Annotated in this window: 7 protein-coding genes; all 7 read left to right on the top strand. The window is 67.0% G+C overall.

The features are described 5' to 3' along the window. Positions 1-1,001 precede the first annotated feature (1,001 nt). The 7 genes from WH85_RS23510 (at position 1,002) to WH85_RS23480 (ending at position 8,312) form a co-directional block, all read left to right on the top strand. Entirely contained in the window at positions 1,002-1,301 is a 300-nt protein-coding gene (locus WH85_RS23510) for a YbaB/EbfC family nucleoid-associated protein (RefSeq protein WP_045744141.1), read from the top strand. A gap of 4 nt (positions 1,302-1,305) precedes the next feature. Next, the gene (gene recR / locus WH85_RS23505) at positions 1,306-1,899 is read left to right on the top strand and encodes a recombination mediator RecR (protein WP_045744118.1); all 594 of its coding nucleotides are present in this window, start codon (positions 1,306-1,308) and stop codon (positions 1,897-1,899) included. 401 nt (positions 1,900-2,300) lie between these two features. Next, entirely contained in the window at positions 2,301-3,296 is a 996-nt protein-coding gene (locus tag WH85_RS23500) for an ABC transporter permease (protein ID WP_083449212.1), read from the top strand. Positions 3,297-3,371: 75 nt separating this feature from the next. Next, on the top strand, positions 3,372-5,126 hold the full coding sequence (locus WH85_RS23495; RefSeq protein ID WP_045744117.1) for an ABC transporter substrate-binding protein: 1,755 nt from the start codon (positions 3,372-3,374) through the stop codon (positions 5,124-5,126). A 95-nt stretch (positions 5,127-5,221) separates the two neighbouring features. Beyond that, positions 5,222-6,235 carry an ABC transporter permease gene (locus WH85_RS23490; protein WP_045744116.1) on the top strand — a complete coding sequence of 338 codons (1,014 nt, stop codon included), beginning with the start codon at positions 5,222-5,224 and terminating at the stop codon, positions 6,233-6,235. Next, the gene (locus WH85_RS23485; protein WP_045744115.1) at positions 6,235-7,275 is read left to right on the top strand and encodes an ABC transporter ATP-binding protein; all 1,041 of its coding nucleotides are present in this window, start codon (positions 6,235-6,237) and stop codon (positions 7,273-7,275) included. Before WH85_RS23490 ends, WH85_RS23485 begins: the two co-directional genes overlap by 1 nt. Next, positions 7,272-8,312, top strand: a complete 1,041-nt coding sequence (locus WH85_RS23480) for an ABC transporter ATP-binding protein (RefSeq protein ID WP_045744114.1) — start codon at positions 7,272-7,274, stop codon at positions 8,310-8,312. The genes WH85_RS23485 and WH85_RS23480 overlap by 4 nt, the downstream gene beginning before the upstream one ends. The last annotated feature ends 21 nt before the right edge of the window (positions 8,313-8,333 follow it).

Genomic DNA, 8,333 nt, shown 5'->3' with positions numbered 1-8,333 from the left:
TCCCGTCCCGTGCGGTTCGGTTCGGTGCGCCGATCTTGGTGCGTCGACCGCCGCCCGCGATGGTTGGCGCACCAAGGTCCACGTGACGTGGCGTGGCGGCCCTCGCCGACTGAGCGGACTTCGTCAGGGTGGGCCCGTCCCATCCCATCTCGTCCCGTCCCGTACCGTTCGGTTCGGTTCGGTTCGGTTCGGTTCGGTTCGCCGATCTTGGTGCGCCGACCGCTGCCCCTTGGAGTCAAGAGGCGGTTGCATCACTGCTCTTCAGGAGCTCATCGAGTTTCTCGGCGGGTGTGCAGGGTCTGTCGGGGGCGGACGGCTGCTCCGGCCGCGGGACGCCGACGGCGGTCGGCGCGGCCGGTGCGTAGTGCCACCTGACGGGACACGCGTAGTGCCACCTGACGGGACACGCGTAATGCCACCTGACGGGACAGTAGTGATGCGACCAGGTATCGACTTCACCCACCGGGAGTTGGCGCACCAGGAGCTGCCGCTGCCGCTAGACACGTTCGTGGTCAGGGTGCGAGGCCCGTCCGCGTGGTGATTTCGGGCGCGCTGGACGCCCCTGTTCACCACACCCCGGGTGGCGTGGTGAATAGGCGCGCTGGACGCCCGAGATCACCACGCAGAACCTGACTGCGAAAGGTGTCGAGGTGAGAGGGAGCCGGACGTCAGCGCGCGGAGTGGGGGCTCGGCGTCTCCGCTTGTGCGGGTAGGGACTACCGCAAAGAAGGGAGAGCGGTCGAATCCTATGAACCAGGTGGTGACTCCGGGTCTCGTACAACAGGAAGAAGAGTGCGCGGAACGCTCAGGTCTCCCCGGGCCGCGTAGCGGGTAAGACGGGTGAGAGGGAACGGCGCTGGCGGGTCGTGGCAGTGGGCGGCGGCTACGCTGGCGGCGGTCGGGGATGGACGGCGATTGACGCCGGTCGTGTCCGGCCGTGTGACGTTGACGAGATGACGAGTTTGAGGAGCGGTGCCATGCGCCCCGGTGCACAGCCGAACATGCAGCAGATCATGAAGCAGGCGCAGAAGATGCAGCAGCAGGTCGCTCAGGCGCAGGCCGAGCTGGCCGAGGAGGAGCTGACCGGCACGGCCGGCGGTGGCCTGGTGACCGTCGTGATCACCGGGCTGGGTGAGTACAAGTCGGTGAAGATCGACCCGAAGGTGGTCGACGCGGACGACGTCGAGACGCTTGAGGATCTGGTGCTGGCGGCGATCCACAACGCCGCTGAGGCGCAGCGTGAGCTCGCCGACCGCAAGATGGGCCCGGCGACCGGCGGCTTCAACCTGCCGGGGTTCTGATCCCGTGTATGAAGGCGCCATTCAGGATCTGATCGACGAGCTGGGCCGGCTTCCGGGTGTGGGCCCGAAGTCGGCTCAGCGGATCGCGTTCCACGTCCTGTCCGCCGACCCGGTGGATGTGAAGAGGCTGGCCGACGCGCTGCGCAAGGTCAAGGAACTGGTCCGTTTCTGCACCACCTGTTTCAACGTGGCGGAGTCGGAGTTGTGCCGGGTCTGCCGGGATCCGCGCCGCACCAACGAGGTGTTGTGTGTGGTCGAGGAGGCGAAGGACGTCGTCGCGATCGAGCGGACCGGTGAGTTCCGTGGTCGCTACCACGTGCTCGGTGGGGCGATCAATCCGCTGGAGGGTGTCGGGCCGGACAACCTGCGGGTCCGTGAGTTGCTGATGCGTCTCGGGACCGGTGAGGTGAAGGAGCTGATCCTGGCCACCGATCCGAACACGGAGGGTGAGGCTACCGCCACCTATCTCGGTCTGCTGGTGAAGCCGATGGGGATCGCGGTGACCCGGCTGGCGAGTGGGCTGCCGGTCGGCGGGGATCTGGAATACGCGGACGAGATCACTCTCGGTCGGGCATTCGAGGGACGACGGGCTATATGAATTTACAAGCTGTAACACATAGGTAACACAGTGCGAGTGTTTTGGGCCCAATTGATGCCTTCTGGGCCCCCTATGTCGTGTTTTCCCTTTACGTAGTGCGTAGGTCACGGTCACATCACGGGCGAGACACGGAAGTATCCGTGTACGGTCCGCAAGCTTGACCCGGAGCACGAGCTAGGTGAATGTTCCTCTCGATGACGGCACACCCGTCGTCGCGTGCCCTCGCAGAGTGACCTGATCTCGGTCCCGATGCGAGGGCCGGCACTCGAGGCATAGCGACAACCGATCGGTTGCCGTTCGCTGCGGGGGCCATCGCCATTGCTCGGGGACTCCGGTGTGACCCCTGCGCGCTGGTTGTGGACTCTCGGAGCGCGGCGGCCCGGGAGAGGGACGGCAACTCCATGGTCGTTGGACCCGGCACGGTCTCGGACCAGGTTCCGGTGGCACCGGACCCAGCAGCGGGGCCTGTTCCCGGCAAGGCGATCGAGGGTCGCTCCCTGGGGCGCATCGCGTGGACCCGTCTGAAACGGGATCGCGTGGCGATGACCGGTGGCTACGTCGTCATCTTCCTGATCCTGGTCGCGATCTTCGCGCCCCTGATCGTGAAGCTCTTCGGCTCGCCGCCGAACGACTTCCACCAGGATCTGATCGACGTCAACACGCTGGCCCCCAAGGGCGGCACCGGCATCAGTGGCGACCACCTGTTCGGCGTCGAGCCGCAGAACGGTCGTGACATCTTCAGCCGGATCGTCTACGGCGCCCGGATCTCGCTGCTGATCGCCTTCCTGGCGACGCTGCTGTCCGTCGTGATCGGGGCGACGCTCGGCGTGGTCGCCGGCTACTTCGGTGGCTGGGTCGACTCGCTGATCAGCCGCGCCATGGACGTCTTCCTGGCGTTCCCGCTGCTCGTCTTCTCGATCGCGCTGGCCGGCGTCATCCCGGACTCGGCCTTCGGCCTCTCCGGCGACGCGCTGCGGATCGCACTGCTGATCTTCATCATCGGCTTCTTCTCCTGGCCGTACATCGGCCGTATCGTGCGGGGCCAGACCCTGTCGCTGCGGGAGCGGGAATTCATCGACGCGGCGCGCAGCCTCGGCGCCCGCGGGCCGTACGTGATCTTCAAGGAGATGCTGCCGAACCTGGTGGCCCCGATCCTGGTCTACGCGACGCTGCTGATCCCGACGAACATCCTCTTCGAGGCGGCCCTCTCCTTCCTCGGCGTCGGCATCCGCCCGCCGACGGCGAGCTGGGGCGGCATGCTCTCCGAGGCCGCCCGCTTCTACACGATCTGGCACTTCATGTTCTTCCCGGGCATGGCCATCTTCATCACCGTGCTCGCTTTCAACCTCTTCGGCGACGGCCTGCGTGACGCGCTCGATCCCAAGGGGCGGCGCTGACGTGACGCCGAAAGCTTTTCCGTCCAGCCGTGCGGTTCGTAGTGAACCGTTCCACCAGGGAGGTTGCTTCAAGTGATGCGCAAGACGAGGGCGCTGGTGGCCGGTACGGCCGCACTCGCGCTCACGCTCTCCGCCGCCGCGTGCGGTGGGAGCGATTCTGATTCGAGCAGCGGCTCGGGCGCCAAGGCCGAGTTCAACGCCGCTCTGACCAAGGTGTTCAACGCCTCGGAGAAGAAGGGCGGCACCATCAAGCTGGCGAACGCCGGCGACTGGGACAGCCTCGACCCGGGCGAGACCTACTACGGCTACTCGTGGAACTTCCTCCGCCTGTACGCCCGTGGCCTGCTCACCTTCAACCCGGTTCCGGGTCCCGAGGGCAACGAGCTGACCCCCGACCTGGCCGAGGGCATGGGTACGCCGAGCGACGGCGGCAAGACCTGGACGTACAAGATCCGCAAGGGCGTCAAGTTCGAGGACGGCACCGAGGTCACGTCGAAGGACGTGAAGTACGCGGTGCTCCGCTCCACGGACAAGGAGACGTTCCCGAGCGGACCGGCGTACTTCGAGGGCTTCCTCAACCTGCCGGAGGGCTACAAGGGCCCGTACAAGTCCAAGGGCGTCAACACCGATTCGGCGATCACCACGCCGGACGACCAGACGATCGTCTTCCACCTGAAGTCGGCGTTCGGTGGTTTCGACTACATCGCGGCGCTCCCGCAGACGGCCCCGGTTCCGGAGGCCAAGGACACCGGCGCGAAGTACAAGGAGCACGTGATCTCCACGGGCCCCTACAAGTTCGAGACGAACAACCTCGGCAAGGACTTCAAGCTGGTCCGTAACGACCAGTGGGACCAGGCGACCGACCCGTTCCGCAAGGCGCTGCCGGACGCGTACGAGGTCCAGCTGAACGTCAACGCCGACGACATCGACAACCGGCTGCTCTCGGGCGACCTGGACATCGACATCACCGGTACCGGTGTGCAGCCGGCCGCCCTCGGCCGCGTGGTCGGCGACCCGGCCCTGAAGGCTCAGACGGACAACCCGACGCTGGCCCGCCTCTGGTACACGTCGATCAACCCGACCGTGGCGCCGTTCGACAACATCGACTGCCGCAAGGCCGTCGAGTACGCCGCGGACCGCGTCGGCTACCAGACCGCTTACGGCGGCCCGCTGGCCGGCGGCGAGATCGCCACCTCGGTTCTGCCCCCGCAGATCCCGGGTGCCGCGAAGGTCGACCTGTACTCGGCCGGCGCCGACAACACCGGTGACGCGGCCAAGGCCAAGGAGGCGCTGACCGCCTGTGGCCAGCCGAACGGCTTCGCCACCAACATCTCCTACCGGGCCGAGCGCCCGAAGGAGAAGGCGGCCGCCGAGTCGCTGCAGCAGTCGCTGGGCAAGGTCGGCATCCAGCTCACGCTGAAGCCGTTCCCGCAGGGTGACTACTTCTCCCAGTACGCCGGCAACCCGGGCTACGTGAAGAGCAACAACCTCGGCCTGGTCGTCAACGGCTGGGGCGCGGACTGGAACGACGGTTTCGGCTTCCTCTCGCAGATCGTGGACAGCCGGGTCATCCGGGAGACCGGTGGCTCGTCCAACACCAGCGTGCGGATCCCCGAGGTCGACACCATGCTCGACGCCGCGATCGCCGAGACCGACGCCGCCAAGCGTGAGGCCGCCTGGGCCGCGATCGACAAGCGGGTCATGGAGGAAGCGGTGATCTTCCCGGGCATCGTGGCGAAGAGCCTGATCATCCGCCCGAAGCGCCTCTCCAACGTGTTCGTCAGCGAGGCGTTCAGCATGTACGACTACCTCTCGCTCGGTGTCGCGTAGTTTTTCCACCCTTTCACGACCACCTTCGATAGGTAGGTGAAGGCAGCAGGCGGCCGGTCCGGGGCGACCCGGGCCGGCCGTCCCAGCCGGACTCTGTGATCACGTACATCATCAGGCGTCTTTTTGCGGCAGTCGTGCTGCTCTTCATCATCAGCGCCGCTACATTCTCGATCTTCTACATGGTTCCGCGCCTGTTGGGCGGTACACCGGAGACCCTGGCGACCCGCTACGTGGGCCGTGCCGCCACGCCGGAGACGGTCCACCTCATCGCCGAGAAGCTGGGTTTCTACGACCCGATCTGGGTGCAGTACGGCAGCTGGGTCAAGGCGATCTTCGTGGGCGCCGACTACGACCTGGGCGCCTCCGTCGAGCACTGCGCCGCGCCGTGCTTCGGATACTCGTTCATCACACACAACGCCGTCTGGCCCGAGCTGATCGACCGGCTGCCGGTGACCCTGTCGCTGGCGATCGGCGCCGCCATCCTCTGGATGCTGCTCGGCCTCTCCATCGGCACGCTGTCCGCGCTGCGCCGGGGCTCGTTCCTGGACCGCGCCGCGATGACCTTCTCGCTGGCCGGCGTCTCGCTGCCGATCTTCTTCACCGGCATGATCGGCCTGCTGCTGTTCAGCTACACGCTCGGCTGGACCGCCCCCGGCGGCACGTACACGCCGTTCCTGGAGAATCCCGGCGAGTGGTTCTACGCCCTGCTGCTGCCGTGGATCGTGCTCGCCCTGCAGTTCTCCGCCCAGTACGCGCGACTGACCCGTGCCGGCATGCTGGAGACGATGGGTGAGGACTACATCCGTACCGCCCGGGCCAAGGGCCTGCGGGAGAGGGACGTCACCGTCAAGCACGGTCTGCGCGCCGCACTCACGCCGATCCTGACCATCTTCGGTCTGGACTTCGGTCTGCTGCTCGGCGGCGCGGTCCTCACCGAGCAGGTGTTCTCGCTGCCCGGCCTCGGCAAGTACGCGGTCGACGCGATCACCAACAACGACCTGCCGAAAGTGCTCGGCGTGACCCTGATGGCGGCGTTCTTCGTCGTCGTCGCCAACCTGATCGTGGACCTGTTCTACGCGGTCGTCGACCCGAGAGTGAGGCTGGGCTGATGCCGGAAGGGCAGGCTTTCCTCGAGGTCAAGGACCTCAAGATTCACTTCCCGACCGACGACGGCGTGGTGCGCAGCGTCGACGGGCTGAACTTCAAGCTCGAGCGCGGCAAGACCCTCGGCATCGTCGGCGAGTCCGGCTCCGGCAAGTCGGTGACCAGCCTCGGCATCATGGGCATCTACAACCACCGGAACTCGCAGATCTCCGGCGAGATCTGGCTGGACGGCGACGAGATCGTCTCGGCCGACCGGGAGACGGTCCGGAAGCTGCGCGGCAACAAGCTGGCGATGATCTTCCAGGACCCGCTCTCCGCGATGCACCCGTACTACACGGTCGGTGCCCAGATCGTCGAGGCGTACCGGGTGCACCACAACGTCTCGAAGAAGGTCGCCCGCAAGCACGCGGTCGACATGTTGGGACGCGTCGGCATCCCGCAGCCGGATCGCCGGGTCGACGACTACCCGCACCAGTTCTCCGGCGGCATGCGGCAGCGCGCCATGATCGCGATGGCTCTGGTCAACGACCCGCAGCTGCTGATCGCGGACGAACCGACCACCGCACTGGACGTCACCGTGCAGGCCCAGATCATGGACCTGATGCACGACCTGCAGGCCGAGTTCAACTCCGCGCTGATCGTGATCACCCACGACCTCGGTGTGGTGGCGGAACTCGCCGACGAGGTGCTGGTCATGTACGGCGGGCGGTGCATCGAGTACGCGTCCGCCACCACGATCTTCGATCAGCCGGAGCACCCGTACACCTGGGGTCTGCTCGGATCGATGCCCCGGATGGACCGCGCCACCCAGGAGCGGCTCGTGCCGATCCCCGGCTCCCCGCCCTCGCTGATCAACCTGCCGCAGGGCTGCTCGTTCAGCCCGCGCTGCGCCTTCGAGGACCGCACCGGCGGCCTCGGCGCCACCGTCGTGCCCGAGCTGGCCCGCGCCGGCGGCAGTAACCACCTGGTCCGATGCCACCTGCCCACCGAGGAGCGGCAGCGCATCTGGGCGGAAGAGGTCAAACCGAAGTTGGAGGCCCCATGAGTAAGGAAGCGTTGCTCTCCGTCAAAGGTCTGGAGAAGCACTTCCCGATCACCAAGGGCCTGCTGCGCCGCAAGGTCGGAGCGGTGCGCGCGGTCGACGGCGTCGACTTCAGCGTCTACAAGGGGGAGACCCTCGGCCTGGTCGGCGAGTCCGGTTGTGGCAAGTCCACCACCGGCCGTCTGCTGACCCGTCTGCTGGAACCGACCGGCGGGTCGATCGAGTTCGAGGGTCGCGACATCGCGCACCTGAGCCAGGGGAAGCTGCGCCCGCTCCGCCGGGACATGCAGATGATCTTCCAGGACCCGTTCTCGTCGCTGAACCCGCGGCACACCGTCGGCACGATCGTCGGTGCGCCGCTCCGGATCCAGAACGTCAAGACTGAGCACGGCATCAAGCGGGCCGTCCAGGACCTGCTGAAGCTGGTGGGCCTGAACCCGGAGCACTACAACCGGTACCCGCACGAGTTCTCCGGCGGTCAGCGTCAGCGCATCGGCATCGCGCGGACCCTCGCCCTGCGCCCGAAGATGATCGTCGCCGACGAGCCGGTCTCGGCCCTCGACGTGTCGATCCAGGCGCAGGTCGTCAACCTGCTGGAAGACCTGCAGAACGAGTTCGACCTGACGTACGTGTTCATCGCGCACGACCTGTCGGTGGTCAAGCACATCTCCGACCGGGTCGCCGTGATGTACCTGGGCAAGGTCGTGGAGATCGCCGACCGGGACGACCTGTACAACAACCCGCGGCACCCGTACACCGTCGCCCTGATGTCGGCGGTGCCGGTGCCCGACCCGCGCCGGCGGGACAAGGCGCAGCGGGAGCGGGTGCTGCTCACCGGCGACGTGCCGAGCCCGATCAACCCGCCGTCCGGTTGCCGGTTCCGGACCCGCTGCTGGAAGGCGCAGGACATCTGCGCGACCGAGGAGCCGCCGCTGACGCAGCGCCTTGACGACCCGTCCTCGCACCTGACCGCCTGCCACTTCCCGGTGGTCGACGACGAGGCGGTGGCCGGCCGGCGGCCGGTGGCAACGAAGGCATGACGAAACGGGGGCCGCATCAGC

Origin of the sequence: Actinoplanes rectilineatus, from assembly GCF_000962825.1 — a bacterium.
GTDB classification, from domain to species: Bacteria; Actinomycetota; Actinomycetes; order Mycobacteriales; family Micromonosporaceae; genus Actinoplanes; species Actinoplanes rectilineatus.
The sequence above is the reverse complement of the archived record's forward strand: the minus strand, read 5'-3'. Positions and strand labels throughout refer to the sequence as shown.

What these genes read in the sequence shown, in the direction of transcription:
- WH85_RS23510 (WP_045744141.1), top strand. Translation starts at nt 1,002, where the DNA reads ATGCAGCAGATCATGAAGCAGGCGCAGAAGATGCAGCAGCAGGTCGCT.
- WH85_RS23500 (WP_083449212.1), top strand. Translation starts at nt 2,301, where the DNA reads ATGGTCGTTGGACCCGGCACGGTCTCGGACCAGGTTCCGGTGGCACCG.
- WH85_RS23495 (WP_045744117.1), top strand. Translation starts at nt 3,372, where the DNA reads ATGCGCAAGACGAGGGCGCTGGTGGCCGGTACGGCCGCACTCGCGCTC.
- WH85_RS23485 (WP_045744115.1), top strand. Translation starts at nt 6,235, where the DNA reads ATGCCGGAAGGGCAGGCTTTCCTCGAGGTCAAGGACCTCAAGATTCAC.
- WH85_RS23480 (WP_045744114.1), top strand. Translation starts at nt 7,272, where the DNA reads ATGAGTAAGGAAGCGTTGCTCTCCGTCAAAGGTCTGGAGAAGCACTTC.